Source organism: Arthrospiribacter ruber, assembly GCF_019343195.1.
Classification (GTDB): Bacteria; Bacteroidota; Bacteroidia; order Cytophagales; family Cyclobacteriaceae; genus Arthrospiribacter; species Arthrospiribacter ruber.
Window position 1 is genome coordinate 216,771 of the sequence record NZ_RPHB01000009.1, and the last position, 17,999, is coordinate 234,769.

A 17,999-nucleotide genomic window follows, 5' to 3' on the forward strand; every position below is an offset into this window, starting at 1 on the left:
TCAAAACACAAGATAAAGTGCCGGGAAAAGCAACAACCATATCAGGTCACACATATGCCAAAATGCAGCTCCAGACTCAACATCAGCCAGCTCTACTGCCATAGATTTACTTTTCATATTGATCCAGATTACCAGCAAAATCACCAAACCCACGAGCACATGCGCCAAATGAAAACCTGTCAGTAGCCAATAAAAAGTAAAAAACATATTATCTGCCATTTCTATGTCTGATGAAAGCTTTTCATAATATTCCCAGCTTTTCAGACCTACGAATACCAGGCCGCCAAGCATGGTCAACAAAAGACTCCTCTTAGAGGCTTCCATTTCCCAAGATTTCAACTTCGCAACAGTGTCGGCCATAAAATATCCACTCACTAAAAGTACCAAGGTATTCAGCATTCCCAGCGGCGCATTGAGCATCAATCTCGATGTATGAAAAAGTTCCGTCTCTAAATTTCCATAATAAACCAAACCTCCAATCCCCAATCCAAAGGTGACCAACTCCAATATGATGATAATCCATAACAGGATTCCACCTGGAGGATAAGAAATGTCTCTATGATCTATGGAATGTGTTTTTATTTGCATTCTACTGGTGTTTAATCCTTTCGTACAACTTGACCAGTGAGCTTAACAACTCCACTGGTGTGGTCAGAATCTGATAATGATTTTGTCCAAACATCTGAGGCAGGTAGTATTTGGCTTGGGCTTCAATGGCAAGGGCATAGGAATGTATCTGCCTCTCATTCAGTTCGCGTAGTGCCTGCTTGATGTCCTGAATGCCGTATTTCCCTTCATATCGGTCATAATCGTTGGGCTTGCCATCTGATATCAGGATTACCCATTTGTTTTTGGTCTTTCGTTGATCTAGCCTGGCACCGGCATGACGCAGTGCAGCCCCAATTCTGGTATAGCCTTGAGGTTCGACCGCCCCAATTCTTTGTTTGCCTAAATTCCAGCTTTCATCAAATTCCTTAAGAGTAAGGTACGTGGAGTAATTTCTGGTTTTGGAATAAAAACTATCAATGGAAAAATCTATATCAAACTCATTCAAAATCTCTCCGAAAAGAATGGAGACTTCTTTTTCCACGTCAATCACCCGATTATTGTCAGCATATCCATCGCTGGATAAACTCACGTCCAAAAGAAGTAATATGGAAAGGTCTTTCTCTTTTTTCCGTTTGGAGAGATAAATATTTTCAGCAGGAGTTTTCCGGGCATGTACATCCGTATATAAATCCGTCAAAGCATCTATATCAAACTCATCCCCTTGATTCTGCCTGCGCTGCTGCTGCATTTTGTTGTTGACGGAAGTAAGCATTTTACGTAAACCCAACAAGGTATTTGCATGCTTGGAAATGGTATTTCGGTAATAGTCCAAATCAGTTTTCACCAAAGTTTGGGGATACACTTTACAAAAATCAGGTTTATAAATCCGCTTTTTAAAATCCCATTCATCATAGAGCAAATGGAAGCCTTTTTCATCCCGCTCAGCACTTTCAGAGACGGTAGTATTTTCTACAAATTCTGCCTGATAAATCGAATGCGCAGGGTCATCCACCCTAACAGTAAATTTCATGCTCAACTCTTCCAATGCATCCTGATGGTCTTCCAACTCGTCTTTGCCATCAAAATCCCGCCAAACCCCATTGGATTCTTCAGCCGTTTCCACCTTTTCAAAGTTGTGCAGTAAAACATAGTCTTCCTGCTGCTTTTTATCGATGGTGAGGTTTTTTACTTCCTCCACCGCTTTGGCCATCAATGTGGTTGTTGGATTTTCTTCTTTGCCCTTTTTGGTTCGATCGTCAAAATTCTGAAGGGAATCATCTACATCTGCCAAAGGGTCAGCATACATCCATTTTCCATAAAGTAAACTCAAATCCGCTTGCTCTCCGGGCTTGGTCTTGGACTCAAAATGGCTTTTTATTTTATCATGCAGTTGGGCAGCAATCCTAAACTCATCAGCTAACTTTTCCATGACGGCAGGAGCCGTCTGTTCGGCCATCTGACGGGAAAGGATCAGATCGTCCGTTTCCTTAGTCCAATTATAGCCTAGGTCTTGTTGTGCGCTCAGATAAAGTGTTCTAAAAAAATAGAAATAGAGGTTTTCTTCCCAAGTTGGAAACTCGGCAAAAGAAATGGGAAGGAAGAAATTATTGTTTTTAAAACCTCCCTCTGCTTCAGCAGGATAAATGTCAATTGCTTTCCCGGTAATGGCCCTGGCCAAAAAAGTCAATCTTGGCCGGATTACTTCCAAATCCACCTTCTGGTGCATTTCCAATTCGGCTTTCAGTCGGCTTTTTTTAAAATACCGAACCAACCTGCCATATACCCATTCATCTATATCCAGTCCCATTTTCTGATTTATTTCTATTTTGTTCAATTTTATCCCGAATCACTTCTCTCTTCTGGTTTGCGCTAAAGCTCTGGTTTGAAAATATTTCGCCGAAGGCATATTTCAACTTTATTTCACGAAGTATATTTCAATAACCAATACCCAAGATCACTTTCAGCCAGTATCCATAAATATCAATCAGTATCCACCAATATCTATTTCAATCATATTTCGCGAAGCATATTTCCATTATATTTCTACAATATCCCGAATCGCTTCGCTCTCGGGATCTCCGTTTCACTCCGATTTCGCACCGCATATTTCAATTATATTTCAACCCTATTCCAATATCATATCATCAAATCCACCAAATCCTTCATAGACTCAATGGTCTGTGCATCATCGCTAAGGGGTTCGACAATCGCCACATGACAGGCAAGCCTCTTGGGTAGACCACTATTGATCAGTTTAGCCGCATCCACCAACAAGCGGGTAGAAACCGTTTCTGTCAAACCCAATTCGGTAAGATTCCGGATTTTACCACCTATAGCCACCAGCTTTTTGGCAATATCCTGCTCCACTCCAGTTTCGTTGACAAGAATTTCTGTTTCAATTTTTGCTGTTGGATAACCAAAGCTCAAAGCCACAAAACGTTGCCTTGTGGAAGGTTTCAGCTCTTTGAAACCTCTTTGGTAACCTGGATTGAAGGAAGCAATCAACATGAAGTTTTCATGGGCTTTGACCGTCTCTCCGAGTTTATCAATGAACAATTCCCTTCTGTGATCTGTCAGCGAGTGGATAGCCACTATCACATCAGGTCGGGCCTCAGCCACCTCATCCAGGTAAAGGATTGCCCCTTCCCTGACTGCTGTAGTCAATGGGCCATCTATCCATACCGTTTCAGCTCCTTTGATAATAAACCTACCTATCAAATCCGTAGAGGATGTTTCTTCATGGCAGGAAATAGTGATCAGTTTCTGACCTGTTGTGTGGGCCATATATTCCACAAACCGGGATTTCCCACTTCCTGTTGGCCCTTTTAGCAGTAAAGGCATGCGGTTTTGGAAGGTTTGTAAAAAAACCTCCGATTCCTGATGTGTCTGATGATAATAAGGTGCTTCGATGACCATAATATTGAGTTTTGAGTTTTGAAAGCCGGGCTGCCAGAAGAGACAACCCAGCTAAAATCAGGAATCGGCAAATCTGATAAAGAAACAGACCGATGGCCTATTTTCCTGTTTGAGAATTAAAATGAAGGCTTTAACTAACCAAAACAGCTTCTTCATTTTTGGTTAGTGCTTCATCAGTAGGCCTACCATATTTGATAAATTCATAAATATAGATTCCGATTCCGGTTGCAAACATGGTAGCACAAAGCAGCATCACCACAAAGTGGATTTTGACTTCTTCCTGAGCCACCATAAAATCCATGCTGAGTCTTCTTTCCAGATAGACTTGTACTACACCTGCAACACCAAGTGCTACCACCATCCCTAGCATACCGATATTTGACAGCCAGAAAGCAAGATGTCCGTTGGTTTTGTCATGTCGTTTTCTGCCGGTGATATTAGGCATGGCATAACTGATGATGGCCAATACAATCATCACATAAGCACCCCAAAAAGCATAATGTCCATGCATAGCCGTCACCAAAGTACCGTGGGTGTAGAGATTGGTCTGTGGAAGTGTATGGGCAAAGCCCAGCAACCCTGCACCGATAAAAGAAACAATAGCCGCTCCGATAGTCCAGAAAAGGGCGATTTTGTTGGGGTGGTTTTTCTCACCTTTGCGGTACATATAGACTGCAAACAATGCCATGGCCAAGAATGCAAGTGGCTCCAAGGCAGAGAATACTCCCCCTACGATTAACCAGATTTTATTCACTCCTATATAGTAATAGTGGTGACCTGTACCCAGGATCCCTGATAGGAAGGTCAAACCAACGATCACATAAAGCCATTTTTCAATGACTTCTCTATCTACCCCTGTCAATTTGATCAGAAGGAAGGCTAATATTCCGCCCATGATCAATTCCCAAACTCCTTCTACCCAAAGATGAACTACCCACCATCTAAAAAAGGAGTCGGTTACCTGTGAATCAAACCATATCATTCCAGGGAGGTACAAGAGCGCGGCAAAAACCAGCCCCATAGTCATAACCAAAGCTGTGGTGGTCTGCCTTTTCCCTTTAAACAAAGTAGCTAAGATTATTCCCAAAAACAGCAGTACATTGATGACCACCAGATAATCCAGTTCTCGGGGGATTTCCAAAAACTTTCTTCCTTCCCAGATATTAAAGTGGTAGCCTGTGATGGCAGCCACCCCAACCACAGCCAGAGAAATCAACTGCACGTATGCCAGTTTTACACTGACGAGTTCCCTTTGTGCTTCTTCCGGAATGATGTAATATGCTGCACCCATAAATCCGGTCAGCAACCAAACAACCAATAAATTGGTATGAACCGCCCTCGCGGTATTGAAGGGAATCCAGTCATGGAGTCCATCCATGCCGATTCTGGCAAATCCCATGATAAATCCATAGACGATCTGTAGAGCGAAGAGCAGCATACATAAGGCAAAAAACCAGTAGGCTACCTGTTGTGATTTATATTTCATGTGTTTGTTTTTTGTTTACAATGGTCATAACCTGCCCCGATAATCGGGGTGGAATCTCGCATGACAGCATTTTGTCTCTAAAAGAGATTTTTGACATGCTCGATTTCATAGTTCTAGTCTTTTATTTTGTCTTTTGCCAATGGTGAAACAATCCTCTCAAAGCCATTGAGGTCGATCTCCCCAATCCACTTGAGGTATTCAACCATGGCTTCTGCATCTTCGTCGTTCATTTCGTAAGCAACCATTTTCCTTCCGTTGGGTGCCCAAGGTATCGGGGATTGAAGGATAGCCTTTACCATTGGGGCTCCTTTTCTATCGATGACTTTGGTAAGCTCAGGAGCATAGTAGCCCCCTTCTCCCAGAATAGCGTGGCAACCCATGCAATTATTGGTTTCCCAAATGTGCTTGCCTTTAATTACCTGTTCGGTAATGTTCTGATGATTGGACTGGTCATTGCTAGGAGCCATGGAATAAATGGTCAATCCGATAAATATCAGAAAGGTCACCACCGTACCACCCAGAAAGAATGTCCTTGCCTGTGATTTTGATAGCATATATAACCGGGTTTAAATATTTTAGTATTAAAAGACCTTTTTATCTTTTATTGAAACGAAGGTACAACCAGAATTGAAAAATCAAATAGGATTTTGAAAAAAAATTACCAAATTGAAAAAAACCTGATGTAGATCAGGTTTAGACTTGGCGCAGGTCAGAAAAAAAAGCTTCAACAAAAGTTTACTTGCATCTTCAAATTATGGAAGTCAATTGTAAAGTATGTATAACTTCTTCTTGCCTTGTGAAAAATTGTAGCGATGCATGGCTGGAGAAATTATCCCTTGCCAAAAACTCCCCTATTTACCCCAAAGGGCAGTTTATTTTTATGGAAGGGAGTTTGGTGATGGGTGCTTATTTTATCTTGAAAGGAAAAGTCAAAGTCATCAGTTCCAGCTTGGACGGAAAAGAACATACAGTCCGATTGGCCCGTGAAGGCCATATGCTGGGGCATACCGCCATAGGTATGGAAAAATACAGTATTGGCGCTGTTACCCTGACAGATTCTCAGGTTTGCTTTATTGATAATCAAACTTTGCAGGCTGCATTTATGGAGAATCCCAAATTCACTTTTGAGGTGATGCGCTTTTATTCAAGAGAGTTAAGAAAAAGTGAAATCAGAACTAAATGTCTTGCCTTGATGAACAATGAAGAGAAGGTAATTTTAGGTTTATTGTACATAGCTGACAATTACTTACCCGATCCAAATGATAATCAGGTAGAGATCAATCTCAGCAGACAGGAAATTGCCCAGATCATAGGTACCAATTCCGAACAGGTCAGCAGGGTTCTTTCTTCTCTCAAAAAAGATGGCCTGATAGAAACCCATGAAAGGGCAATTTTGCTCTGTGATATCCGAAAACTGAAAGAAGTTATCAGCCACTATGCTTTTGCAACACAATATTAAACCCAAACCTGCGATTTCGCAGATATTTTTCTGCCAAAATAGTTAAATCGGATTGACTCCAATCATGAGCTTTCTATAGCTTATCTATTTTCTTTGTAGTGACAAAAAGCCTAATCGCCTTTTGAAGTCAATGAAGTAAATCCATGAAATTAAAAAAATACGAAACCATGAACTACAAAAACATTTGCCCAAATAAAGGATATTTTTATCCTTTACTCTTTATCTTAGCTTTAGCTTTTACAGCCTGCACCCAAAGCCAGTCTAGGAACACAGGAGCCAAGAGCTATACAAAGGATTACAGCAAAACCAAAGTATTCGGAGAAATGGTAGCAGAACTGACTGCACCTCCCCATGTACCTCCACCTGTTGGAAACAGACCAGCCATGAAACTCTACATGGAAATGGAAATCACCGAAGAAGAAATGGAAATGGCAGATGGGGTATCTTACCTTTTCTGGACATTTGGCGGAACTGTACCAGGATCATTTATCCGCGCTAGGGTTGGTGATGAAGTAGAATTTAAAATCAAAAATCACCCTGATAATAAACTTCCTCACAATATTGACCTCCACGCAGTGACAGGTCAGGGAGGTGGCGCCGAAGCTTCATTCGTTGCTCCGGGTCATGAAAAAACCTTCTCCTTCAAACTGATCAATCCTGGGCTTTATGTTTATCACTGTGCCACAGCTCCAGTGGGCATGCACATCGCCAACGGAATGTATGGACTGATTCTCGTGGAACCAGAAGGCGGTTTACCTCCAGTAGACAAAGAGTTCTATGTGATGCAAGGAGACTTTTATACTGAAGGTAGATTTGGAGAACCTGGTTTACAGCCTTTCGACATGCAAAAAGCTTACGACGAAAGACCTGATTATGTGGTATTCAACGGTAGCGTCAATGGACTCAGTGGAGAAAATGCCCTCCAAGCCAAAGCAGGAGAAACCATCAGGATCTTCTTTGGAAACGGCGGCCCTAACCTGGCTTCTTCCTTCCACGTCATCGGAGAAATTTTCGATAAAGTCTATGTAGATGGTGGTGATCAGATCAATTCCAATGTAGGTACGACTTTGGTTCCGGCAGGTGGAGCAGCGATCCTGGAATTCAAAGCTGATGTACCCTCTAACCTTGTCCTCGTAGATCACTCCATTTTCAGGGCATTTAATAAAGGTGCTTTGGGAATCTTAAGTGTAACTGGTGAAGAAAATGAAAAAATCTTTGCCGGAGAAATCATGGAAGGGATCTATCTCCCTGAAGGAAGTACCATTCAGAAAATGCCCAAAGATGGCAATGTTGTAAGCCCTCCAGTGACTATGACCAAAAGTGAGCTGATCGATACAGGAAAGAAAATCTACATGCAGGCCTGCTTTGCCTGTCACCAAGCCAATGGTGAAGGGGTAGCTAATGCCTTCCCTCCCCTAGCCAATGCCGACTATCTGAATGCTGACGTCAATCGCTCTATAGATGTATTACTTCATGGGCTTTCAGGTGAAATCACAGTAAACGGCAAAAAATACAACAGCATCATGCCTTCCCAGCAGCTCAAAGATGAAGAGGTAGCAGCCGTATTGACTTATGTGTACAACAGCTGGGGGAATAACGGTTCCGAAGTCACCCCTGAAATGGTGAACAAAAGAAGAAAGAAATGAGAAAGTTAATCTTACTGATGGCAGGCTTTTTTCTAATCAGCAATGCCTCAGCCCAAAATAATCAAATGGCTCTTATAGAGGGGGGGAATTACACCCCCCTCTACGGAGTAGGTGAACAGTCCGAAACTGCTGTGGGGGACTTCTATTTGGACAAACTCCCTGTCACCTATGCGGACTTTCAGGAATTTGTCCGAAATCACTCCAAATGGCAAAAATCCAATGTCACCAAGTTATTTGCTGACAGCAGGTATTTGTCCAATTGGGAAAATGACCTGAAAGCGCCTGCCAATCTGATGGACAAGCCGGTTACTATGGTATCTTGGTTTGCTGCCAAAGCTTACTGCGAGTGTCAGGGAAAAAGACTTCCTACAGTGGATGAATGGGAATATGCTGCCATGGCCTCAACTTCCAAAAGAGATTCCCGCTCAGACAGCCTCTATAATGTATCCATACTCAGAAGCTATGAACAACCCAAAACCTACATGAAAACTGTAGGGAACTCTGAAGCCAATTACTGGGGAGTCCAAGACATGCATGGCATGGTCTGGGAATGGACTCAGGACTTCAATTCCATCATCCTGACCGGAGAATCCAGAAACAACGGCAACACAGATGCAGGATTATTCTGCGCCGCAGGTGCTATCGGTGCCAAAGACATGATGAATTACGCAGCATTTATGCGCTTTGCCATGCGCTCCAGCCTGAAGGCCAACTTCTCCCTCACAACTCTGGGGTTCAGATGTGCCAAAGATGCCGGCCCACAAAATCAACTCACATTTAAATAAACCTGTCATGCGTTACTTCAGCCTTATACTTCTATCTTTTTTCCTTTTCTCTTGTCAGGAAAACACCCAAATAGAACAATCTGAAAATATGGAAGAGACCATGGATGACCTCTCTATTTATCAGCTTCCTTCTGAATGGAATACCCAGGATGGCCAGACCATCGAGTTCAAAGACCTCAAAGGAAAACCATTGGTCGTAGTGATGATCTATACGGCCTGTAGAACAGCCTGTCCTAGATTGGTAGCCGATATGCGCATGATCGAGGAAAGAGTTTCATCCAAAAAAATGAAAGATGTCCAATACGTGATGGTCAGTATTGACCCTATCAATGATACCCCAGAAAAACTAAAGCAATTTGCCAAGGACAACCAAATGGAAGGCCCGGAATGGCTTTTCCTACAAGGCACCGAAGATGGCGTGAGGGATTTTGCCAATATCATGGCCGTCAAGTACAAACAAATCAATCCCATAGATTTTTCCCATTCCAACATCATCTCCGTTTTTGACCGTCAAGGAGTCATGAAGTACCAAAAAGAAGGGCTTGGATTGGTCAATGAGGAGATCGTAAACAAGATTGTGGCTGTGGCAAAAAATTAGCTGTACCTCGAAATTTGCAATTTCGAGGATAGATAAAAGGAATTTTAAATTCCATTTTACCCTAAACCGGAAAAAGGATTACAAATCCTATTTATCTAGGTTTGGGATTGCAAATCCCGAACAGCTTAGGTTGGTGCTTGGTCATTTTTTGAAATCTAAGATGGTTTAAAACATGACATAAGGCAATTTGCCTATTTTTGCAGCCATGAAAAAGAAAAAGCTGAAAAAGTCCTTCCAAAAAGCCCGATACATTGTCTATAAAGAAACGAGACACAACCCAAGGGATAATGCATGGTCTTTTTTTGGTGGCTTTTTAGGTTTAAGTACTATAGGCATCCTTCAAGGACTCTTCCACACTGATGACAATTCGGATATTTTATTTTTGATTGGAGCATTTGGAGCCACCTCAGTCATATTATTCGGCAATCCTCACGGTCCATTTGCTCAACCCAGAAATTTATTCTTGGGAAGCTTAATCTCGGCAGTTATTGGAGTTACAGTTTATAAGTTTTTTTACATTGAATCAATGATCTGGTTTTCACCTGCATTGTCTGTTTCATTGGCTATTCTGGCCATGCAATACACCAAAACTTTACATCCTCCTGGGGGTGCCATTGCCTTGATTGCCAACATCGGTTCGGATGAAATCAAATCAATGGGCTACTTTTATGTCATCAACCCGATCCTGACCGGTATCATCATTCTTTTTGTAATGGCCATTTTATTCAATAATTTATCCAAAAACAGGGTTTATCCATACAGAGATGAAGAAATCCGGCCTTTAAAATATGGAGAGAAAGTCTATTTTTGGAAAAAGGAAACCAAACAGACTGAATTTTAAGCAAATGGCTAATACCTCTGAACTTCAAAATCTACTTCAAAAAATTCAGGCAGGGGAATTTCAGGATATGACCAATTCAATACAAAAAGAATTAAACTTGACATACCTTCCTGACAACAACCCCACAGCCAATCTTTGTCTTAGAGAAGTGGCAGAGATTCGGGATGAATACCGAACCCATTTTTCAAGCCTGGATCTCGCATTTTACCTTGTAGGAATTGATTTTGAAGAGAAAATTAAGAGTGATTTTAATTCAGCTATTCCAAAGTCAACCGAGATGTTTTGGGAAAATATCAGAATTGGTTCCGGGAAAACTTGAACCGTTATCCTTGCTCCTCGAAATTTGCAATTTCGAGGTACAGTTAAAAGGAATTTCTAATTCCATTCTACCCTAAACCGGAAAAAGGATTACAAATCCTATTTATCTAGGTTCGGGATTGCAAATCCCGAACGGCTGGGAACAGCTGGCAGCTGGGCAGCCCTAACAGCCAGTATCTACTTCAAAATATAACGGACTAAAATACTTCCATCTATAAAACTCCCTCCCCAATGGTTGAAATAAAAATAAGGAATAAGGTCTATGCCGAGCGTAAATGGGATATCCTTAAATTTATATTCCAAACCTCCAATCCCCAGTAATCCCACTGCTGTAAACCCACCTGTACGATAGCGGTTATAATAGGGGTAACATCTCGGATTATTCGGATCCTGACAATTTCCCGGACCTCTATAGCCATAATAATAGTAATACCTATCATAATGACCTACCCTTGCACCGAGTCCATATACCCATGAAAGTTCAGGCACTCCCAAGGCTCCAGATTGATGCATCTGATACATCCCCGAAATGGAAACTCCATGCCATCGAGAACCAACAACGAATTCAAGAGCACCTCTCGAACTGGTAAAGTGTTTCAAAGAAACTCCAGAGGTAAATCCACCTCTCAAACCAATAGCAGTAGTATATCCGGAAGCACCTCTCGCAACGCTTGATGTTCTTGCACCTCAACTGCCCCTATTCGAATAAGATGAATTATTTTGAGAGGACCTGCCTTGCTTTTCGCTAAGCAGAGAAGAGCTGATATACCCTGTATTCCCATTGTATTCGACTCTTTTCCAGGAACCTTCATTCCCGACTACTTTTACCTGATTGTTGTACCCAACTGTACTGATCACATTGTAATCAGTTCCAGGCCCATTTCTTAAGTTTGCTCCAACAGTGGAGCTGACATACATGGATTGAGCAAAGGAGCTGGAGAAAAAAAAGGAGAATGCAACAAAACTAAATAGAATTTTTTTTTGCCTTGAAAAGGATTTTAAAAATAAGGCACCAATCTTTTTTCGTGATAAGAATTGTGAAATTAAAAGCATAGCTAAGTTGTTGGTTTATCCAATCACATTTTCAATTATTGTGCCAATAGATTTACATTCTTTCAAACTTTTTTACCATTGTACACTAGTTCAATTGAGACAATTCCTATAATATTTTCACAGAGAACCATAGATAATACTTATTTTATCAATCTGGTAATCATCCAATTCTCACCATCAACAAAACCAAAACCACGCCCGCCATAAGCCAGCTGTGGACGGCAGAACTTTATCTTATCCTTGCTCCTCGAAATTTGCAATTTCGAGGTACAGATAACGTGAATTTTAAATTTCATTTTACCCTAAACCGGAAAAGAGGATTTGAAATCCTCTTTATCTAGGTTCGGGATTGCAAATCCCTAACAGCAGAATACGGTCATCAATCTTTCCATCTTGCATAGCAAGTCGCAGTTTCATAGAGGGTCAAACCTTCCAATTTTACATGGGAAGGCAATTGGGGAGCAATCCTATCTTTCATCCAAAGCAATATCCGTTCTGCCGTAGGTTCATAAGGCATCCAAAAAATCTTCTGGCCAATTTTTTCAAAATCAATCAGGTTTTTTTCGGATTCTTTTAAAAGAAGGGCATGATCAAATACTTCAATCACCTCCTCTTGTACTATTTTCTTCAAATCTTTAAAATCCAGCAGCATGTCCTTTTTCAAATCATCTCCTGATACTGTCACATGCAGACTATAGCTATGCCCATGTAGTTGACTGCAGGCTCCATCATGATCTGAAATCCGGTGCGCTGCTTCAAATGTGAAAATTTTTGTAATACTCAACATAATTTAAACCTTTATTTAAAAGACAAATTTATCTTTAAATGCAAAGGTTTTCATTTCATTTGTATCATCATTCTTTATGACTTTTGTCATCTTTTGTTGTGTTTTAGTAAATTACCTTTGCTTCCAATAAAAGCAAAAAACTATGGCTACTTGGCTGAAAGAATGGAATCCTGAAGACAACGATTTTTGGGAATCAACCGGAAAAAAAATTGCTTGGCGTACCCTCACGATCACTACTATCGCATTGACCCTGTCGTTTTGTACCTGGTTTATGATGTCCGCTATCGTCACCCGACTACCGGGTATCGGCTTTTCATTCACAGATAACCAACTGTTTTGGCTTGCTGCTCTCCCCGGACTGGCTGCAGGAACTTTAAGGATTGTCCATACATTCCTGATCCCGATCTATGGCAGCAGACATACCATTACAGTAGCTACAATACTTAAACTTGTCCCGGTGATTGGGATTGGTTTGGCAGTGATGAATCCTGGAACACCTTTCTGGGTATTTGTAGTTCTTGCCCTTACGGCAGGATTTGGAGGAGGAGATTTCTCTTCTTTTATGCCATCGACCAATATGTTTTTCCCAGCCAGGTTAAAGGGAACAGCTTTGGGAATTCAGGCAGGCATCGGTAATTTTGGTGTCAGCATAGCCCAGTTCATGACCCCTGTCATGATCGGAGTAGCCTTATATGGAGCACCTCAGCTTTTCCAAAGTGTAGATAAGGCAACAGGAGAAGTGGTTTCAAAAGAGATTTACCTGCAAAGTGGTGCTTTTTGGTATGCTCCTCTTTTGATCATCATGGGTATCATTAGTTGGAAATACCTAAAAAGTATTCCAATCAAAGCCTCTTTCAAAGAACAGTTGGATATTTTTGGAGACAAACATACCTGGTATTGTACCATCACCTACTTTATGACCTTTGGTACTTTTGCTGGACTTTCAGCTGCCTTCCCCTTGCTGATGAAGGTACTTTATGGCAGCTTTGACCCCAGCTTGGATCCATTGAAATATGCTTTTTACGGGCCCTTAGTGGGCTCTGCATCCAGAATTCTTTTTGGATTTGTGGCAGATAAAACCGGCGGGGCTGTTTTGACTACTATAACAGGTGTAGGACTCTTAGGCGGAGTGATCGTCTTGCTTTCATTTGGATTGGTCAATCCAACGGGAATGGAGCAGTTTCCACTCTTTGTGGGCACCATGATGGCCTTGTTTTTTTTCACAGGAATCGGAAATGCCTCGACTTTTCGACAATTTCCTATTATATTTAAGCATAACCCTAGACAAGCGGCCGGGGTAATTGGTTGGACAGCGGCAATTGCGGCATATGGCCCATTTATATTCTCCTTGGCCCTTGGTGCCTTTATCGGGAGCACTGGCCATGCAGAAGGCTTCTTCTGGATACTTGCTATCTTCCTGGTCCTCGCGACAGTTATCAACTGGTATTTCTACGATAGAAAAGGAGCTGAGAGACCTTCATAATAAATGCTTTAGGTGTAAAGTGAATTCAAGAAGCCAAATGATGTCCAGAATGTTTGAAAGTAATGGATTCTAGCAATTGATTGATATCGGGGCTTTCGAAAAGATTTGTCAAAATATAAATTTCTTTACTAGACTATAATACTCACAAAATCATTATTAATAGAACCACACTATGCTGAAATTATTTCAAACGCTAAACCGGGTAGCCTTTATCAAAGCCACCATTGCCGCTCTGGCAGTGGTGATTTTGGTGTTTATTGGTTCCAGGAATCTGCAAAATTTTGATGCAGCGCTTATCGCCTACCTGTTCGGAACCATCTTTGCCGTTTTTGGAATAGCTTACCGTTATTCTGTGTGGTTACAAAGACCACCCACTCGGCTTTACTGGAGACGTAGTATGCAGTTTTTATTCAGCAAGGATTTTATCACTTATGCCAGCAGATCCGTGTATCTTCTATTTAGAAACATCCTTTTTCAGCGTTTTATAGCCTACAGAAGCAGAACCAGATGGTGGGGACACTTTTTATTGGCCACAGGATGTCTGTTGTCTTTTGCCATAACCGTCCCATTGACTTTTGGATGGATACATTTCACCTTGGAGCCCGGAAGCTATGAAATCTACAATGCCAATTTTTTCGGATTCAAAGTAGGCTCTTTTGAATTGGGAGGACTAATATCAATATTAGCCTTCAAAGCCTTATTCCTGACTTCTTTCCCTGTCATCATCGGAGCAGTGATCATGATGAAAAGAAGAGTGAAAGATGGTGGAGTAATCGCAACCCAGTCATTGGAAGGCGATTGGCTTCCCTTGGTCTTGTTGATCGCTATTTCGGTAACAGGATTGGGTATAGGTTACGATTACACCTTTTTGGATGGAAGGACGCACCAGTTTATGGCCGTAACCCATGCCATCACAGTGATTCTCTTTTTGATTTGGATGCCTTTCGGAAAATTCTTTCACATTTTCCAGAGGCTGGCCCAACTTGGAGCAAACTTGTATAAAATTGAAGGAAAAAAACGAGGCATGGCAGTCTGCCCACATACCAAAGAAGAGTTTGCCACTCAAACACACATCAATGATCTCAAAAGAGTTACCAAAGAAGTTGGCTTTGACTTTACACTTGCTGATGGCAGCAGCCATTTAGACCTCTCTCCCGAAGGAAAAAGGTCTGCCCTGGCAAAAGCACATTTCGAGGCCAGACAAGCTTCTGGAAAATTCTTCGGTTAAACAATAATTCTGAATAATCCCATTATGGCCAAACTACCAGTTTCCGCTGAAAAAATCATAAAACAATACGGTCCCAAAAAGAACTACACCCCATTGGGTGGTTTCGAAGGATCCAATGAACCTGACCGATTGGTCAAAACCCACTGCTGCTTTTGTGGCATGCAGTGCGGTATACAGCTCAAGGTAAAAGACAATCAGATAGCAGGCTTTGAACCCTGGATGGAATTTCCTTTCAACGAAGGAAGGCTCTGTCCCAAAGGTGTACAACGCTACCTGCAAAACAACCATCCGGATAGAATATTAAGCCCTCTTCAACGCGTAGAAGGCAAAGGTTTTGAACCCATTGACTGGGAATCAGCCATGGGCCGTACCGTCAATGAAATCAAAAGAATTCAATCTACCTATGGTAATGATGCCTTTGCCATGCTATCCGGCGTATCTCTGACCAACGAAAAGAGCTACATGGTGGGTAAATTTGCCCGATTGGCACTCAAAACCAAAAACCTTGACTATAATGGCCGGCTTTGTATGGTTTCAGCGGGGGCAGGAAACAAGAAAGCTTTTGGCTTGGATAGAATTTCCAATTCCTGGGCAGATTTGAAGCATGCCAAAGTGATCATCATAGCAGGAACCAATATCAGTGAGTGCTTCCCTACCCTTACCCACTACATATGGGAAGCTAGGGACAATGGAGCTAAATTGATCGTGGTGGATCCAAGAGTTACGCCTATAGCCAGAACTGCTGATCTGCATCTGCCCGTTAAACCAGGCAGAGACTCGGCACTTTTTGGAGCCATTCTCAAGCAATTGGTAGACAATGATTGGCTAGATCACGACTTTATAGATTACCATACAAGTGGTTTTGAAGAAGCTATAGACGCAGTTAAAGAATATGATCTGGACTGGGCAGAAGCGACTACAGGCATAGATAAAGAAAAAATCAGACTGGCCGCCGAATGGTGGGGCAAAGCAGATACTTCCTTTCTGCTACACGCCAGAGGCATTGAGCACCATACCAAAGGGGTGGATAATGTGGTCAGCTGTATCAATATTGTATTGGCTACCGGCCGTATTGGAAAGCCATATTGCGGATATGGAACCATTACAGGTCAAGGGAATGGGCAAGGAGGTCGCGAGCATGGACATAAATGTGATCAATTGCCTGGCAATAGAGACATCACCAATCCCGAGCACAGAAAATACATCGCTGAAGTCTGGGGCGTAGAAGAAAAAGAAATTCCCGGCAAAGGTCTCTCTGCCTACGAAATTATAGAGGCCATTCATAGAGGAGAAATCAAAGGATTGATTTCCATCTGTTTCAACCCCCTCGTTTCTCTTCCTAATAACAATTTTGTGAGAGAAGCACTGGAAAAACTGGAGTATTATATGTGCATAGACTTTTTCCTCAATGAAACTGCCCGGCATGCGGATGTCATCATGGCGGGTTCGTTACACGAAGAAGAAGACGGCACGGTAACCACAGCCGAAGGTAGGGTAGTAAAAATCAACCAAGCCATCACTCCTCCAGGCCAAGCCAGAAAAGATAGTGATATCCTGATAGAACTGGCACAAAGATTAGGTGCAGGTGACAAGTTTAATTACAGCAAAGCTGAAGACATCTTCAACGAGCTCCGGGTAGCTTCCAAAGGAGGCACGGCGGATTATTACGGCATTACCTACAAAAAAATCGAGGAAAACATGGGCATTTTCTGGCCATGTCCATCCGAAGACCATCCAGGAACCCCTAGACTTTGGGAAGATAAAAAATTCAAAACCCCTGATGGAAAAGCTCACTTCAATGCAGTACCCTACAGGGAACCTTCTGAGGTGACCGATAAAGAATTCCCGGTGACCCTCACCACAGGAAGGGTAGTGTCCCAATATCTGTCTGGAACGCAAACCAGAAGAATCGGCAAACTTGTAGACCAATACCCTGAACCGCTTTTGGAGATCCATCCAAGCTTGGCCCAGCAGTTTGGCATCAAGGAGCGGGAATTGGTCAGGGTATCTACCAGAAGAGGAGAAGCCGTTTTCCCTGCCCAAATTGTAGAGACTATCCGGCCCGACACAGTTTTTATTCCCTACCACTGGGGAGGCAGCCAATCTGCCAATCAATTGACCATTGGCACATTGGATCCTGTATCCAAAATTCCGGAATTTAAAGTCTGTGCCTGCAAATTGGAGCCGCTCAAAAAATGGGCTGCCCCATCCACTGATTCATTGGCATTTCAAAGCCACGAAACCCTAAAACCATAAACCACATCTATTATGCCTAGTAGTACAAAATATGACCAGCAAATGGGATTTTTCATTGACATGCAGCGGTGTATCGGCTGCCATGCCTGCGAAATGGCCTGCGCTGAATGTGAAACCAACGGCCAGGAAAGCATGATCCATATTCACTATGTGGAAAGGGCTGTTTCTACGCAGACTACCGTTCAAGTCTGTATGCATTGCGAAGACCCTGCCTGTGCCAATGTCTGTCCAGCAGATGCCATTTCCAAAGACGAATTTGGTGTAGTTCATACCGCAGAGACATCCCGCTGTATCGGTTGCTCTAACTGCGTGTTGGCCTGTCCTTTTGGAGTTCCGCAAAAACAGGAAAAAGCTGAACTGATGATGAAGTGTAACATGTGTTATGACCGTACCTCAGCAGGTAAAAAACCGATGTGCGCTACAGTTTGCCCTTCACAGGCACTGTTTTATGGAACCAGAGAAGAAATCGAGAAAAAGAGACCTGACAGTGTTCCTGTTGACACCTTTTTCTTCGGGGAGCAGGAAGTAAAGACCAAAGTAAAAATTATGATGCCGAAAGGCAGCAATTACCTCAAAGTGCAATAATCAGCCAGT

General features: G+C 42.2%; 18 protein-coding genes. 10 read left to right on the forward strand and 8 right to left on the reverse strand.

Annotated elements, in window-relative coordinates:
* The 5 genes from EGN73_RS18480 to EGN73_RS18500 form a co-directional block, all read right to left on the reverse strand.
* Nucleotides 1-588 carry a cytochrome c oxidase subunit 3 gene (locus tag EGN73_RS18480; RefSeq protein WP_219293139.1) on the reverse strand — a complete coding sequence of 196 codons (588 nt, stop codon included), beginning with the start codon at nt 586-588 and terminating at the stop codon, nt 1-3.
* A gap of 1 nt (nt 589) precedes the next feature.
* Nucleotides 590-2,356, reverse strand: coding sequence for a nitric oxide reductase activation protein NorD (locus tag EGN73_RS18485; RefSeq protein ID WP_219293142.1), 1,767 nt, complete (start codon nt 2,354-2,356; stop codon nt 590-592).
* Between the two features lie 329 nt (nt 2,357-2,685).
* Nucleotides 2,686-3,465 (reverse strand): CbbQ/NirQ/NorQ/GpvN family protein, encoded by a 780-nt coding sequence (locus EGN73_RS18490; protein WP_014772556.1) that lies wholly within the window; start codon nt 3,463-3,465, stop codon nt 2,686-2,688.
* Between the two features lie 130 nt (nt 3,466-3,595).
* Nucleotides 3,596-4,951 carry a cbb3-type cytochrome c oxidase subunit I gene (locus EGN73_RS18495; RefSeq protein WP_009034374.1) on the reverse strand — a complete coding sequence of 452 codons (1,356 nt, stop codon included), beginning with the start codon at nt 4,949-4,951 and terminating at the stop codon, nt 3,596-3,598.
* Between the two features lie 113 nt (nt 4,952-5,064).
* Complete coding sequence (locus tag EGN73_RS18500; protein ID WP_009034375.1) at nt 5,065-5,505, reverse strand: c-type cytochrome; 441 nt, start codon at nt 5,503-5,505, stop codon at nt 5,065-5,067.
* Between the two features lie 242 nt (nt 5,506-5,747).
* Here EGN73_RS18500 and EGN73_RS18505 point away from each other — a divergent pair, with 242 nt between their 5' ends.
* The 6 genes from EGN73_RS18505 (at nt 5,748) to EGN73_RS18530 (ending at nt 10,599) form a co-directional block, all read left to right on the forward strand.
* Nucleotides 5,748-6,410 carry a Crp/Fnr family transcriptional regulator gene (locus tag EGN73_RS18505; RefSeq protein WP_016255031.1) on the forward strand — a complete coding sequence of 221 codons (663 nt, stop codon included), beginning with the start codon at nt 5,748-5,750 and terminating at the stop codon, nt 6,408-6,410.
* 143 nt (nt 6,411-6,553) lie between these two features.
* The gene (gene nirK, locus EGN73_RS18510) at nt 6,554-8,056 is read left to right on the forward strand and encodes a copper-containing nitrite reductase (protein ID WP_246611658.1); all 1,503 of its coding nucleotides are present in this window, start codon (nt 6,554-6,556) and stop codon (nt 8,054-8,056) included.
* Nucleotides 8,053-8,841, forward strand: coding sequence for a formylglycine-generating enzyme family protein (locus tag EGN73_RS18515; RefSeq protein ID WP_219293143.1), 789 nt, complete (start codon nt 8,053-8,055; stop codon nt 8,839-8,841). Before nirK ends, EGN73_RS18515 begins: the two co-directional genes overlap by 4 nt.
* Nucleotides 8,842-8,848: 7 nt before the next feature.
* Nucleotides 8,849-9,439 (forward strand): SCO family protein, encoded by a 591-nt coding sequence (locus EGN73_RS18520; RefSeq protein ID WP_219293145.1) that lies wholly within the window; start codon nt 8,849-8,851, stop codon nt 9,437-9,439.
* Nucleotides 9,440-9,644: 205 nt separating this feature from the next.
* Nucleotides 9,645-10,280 (forward strand): HPP family protein, encoded by a 636-nt coding sequence (locus EGN73_RS18525; protein WP_041779601.1) that lies wholly within the window; start codon nt 9,645-9,647, stop codon nt 10,278-10,280.
* A gap of 4 nt (nt 10,281-10,284) precedes the next feature.
* On the forward strand, nt 10,285-10,599 hold the full coding sequence (locus EGN73_RS18530; protein WP_041779309.1) for a hypothetical protein: 315 nt from the start codon (nt 10,285-10,287) through the stop codon (nt 10,597-10,599).
* Nucleotides 10,600-10,775: 176 nt separating this feature from the next.
* Here EGN73_RS18530 and EGN73_RS18535 read toward each other — a convergent pair whose 3' ends face one another.
* The 3 genes from EGN73_RS18535 to queD form a co-directional block, all read right to left on the reverse strand.
* Entirely contained in the window at nt 10,776-11,228 is a 453-nt protein-coding gene (locus EGN73_RS18535; protein ID WP_219293149.1) for a hypothetical protein, read from the reverse strand.
* Nucleotides 11,229-11,285: 57 nt separating this feature from the next.
* Nucleotides 11,286-11,516, reverse strand: a complete 231-nt coding sequence (locus tag EGN73_RS18540) for an SH3 domain-containing protein (protein WP_157466080.1) — start codon at nt 11,514-11,516, stop codon at nt 11,286-11,288.
* 514 nt (nt 11,517-12,030) lie between these two features.
* On the reverse strand, nt 12,031-12,438 hold the full coding sequence (gene queD, locus EGN73_RS18545) for a 6-carboxytetrahydropterin synthase QueD (RefSeq protein ID WP_014772546.1): 408 nt from the start codon (nt 12,436-12,438) through the stop codon (nt 12,031-12,033).
* A gap of 142 nt (nt 12,439-12,580) precedes the next feature.
* Between queD and EGN73_RS18550 the strand changes: the two genes are divergently transcribed.
* The 4 genes from EGN73_RS18550 (at nt 12,581) to EGN73_RS18565 (ending at nt 17,990) form a co-directional block, all read left to right on the forward strand.
* Nucleotides 12,581-13,921: an MFS transporter gene (locus EGN73_RS18550; RefSeq protein ID WP_014772545.1), complete on the forward strand. Its 1,341-nt coding sequence runs from the start codon at nt 12,581-12,583 to the stop codon at nt 13,919-13,921.
* A 172-nt stretch (nt 13,922-14,093) separates the two neighbouring features.
* A complete protein-coding gene (locus tag EGN73_RS18555) occupies nt 14,094-15,149 on the forward strand; it encodes a hypothetical protein (protein WP_009034390.1) in 1,056 nt (351 codons plus the stop codon).
* Between the two features lie 24 nt (nt 15,150-15,173).
* Nucleotides 15,174-17,405 (forward strand): molybdopterin oxidoreductase family protein, encoded by a 2,232-nt coding sequence (locus tag EGN73_RS18560; protein ID WP_219293152.1) that lies wholly within the window; start codon nt 15,174-15,176, stop codon nt 17,403-17,405.
* Between the two features lie 12 nt (nt 17,406-17,417).
* On the forward strand, nt 17,418-17,990 hold the full coding sequence (locus EGN73_RS18565) for a 4Fe-4S dicluster domain-containing protein (protein WP_009034392.1): 573 nt from the start codon (nt 17,418-17,420) through the stop codon (nt 17,988-17,990).
* The last annotated feature ends 9 nt before the right edge of the window (nt 17,991-17,999 follow it).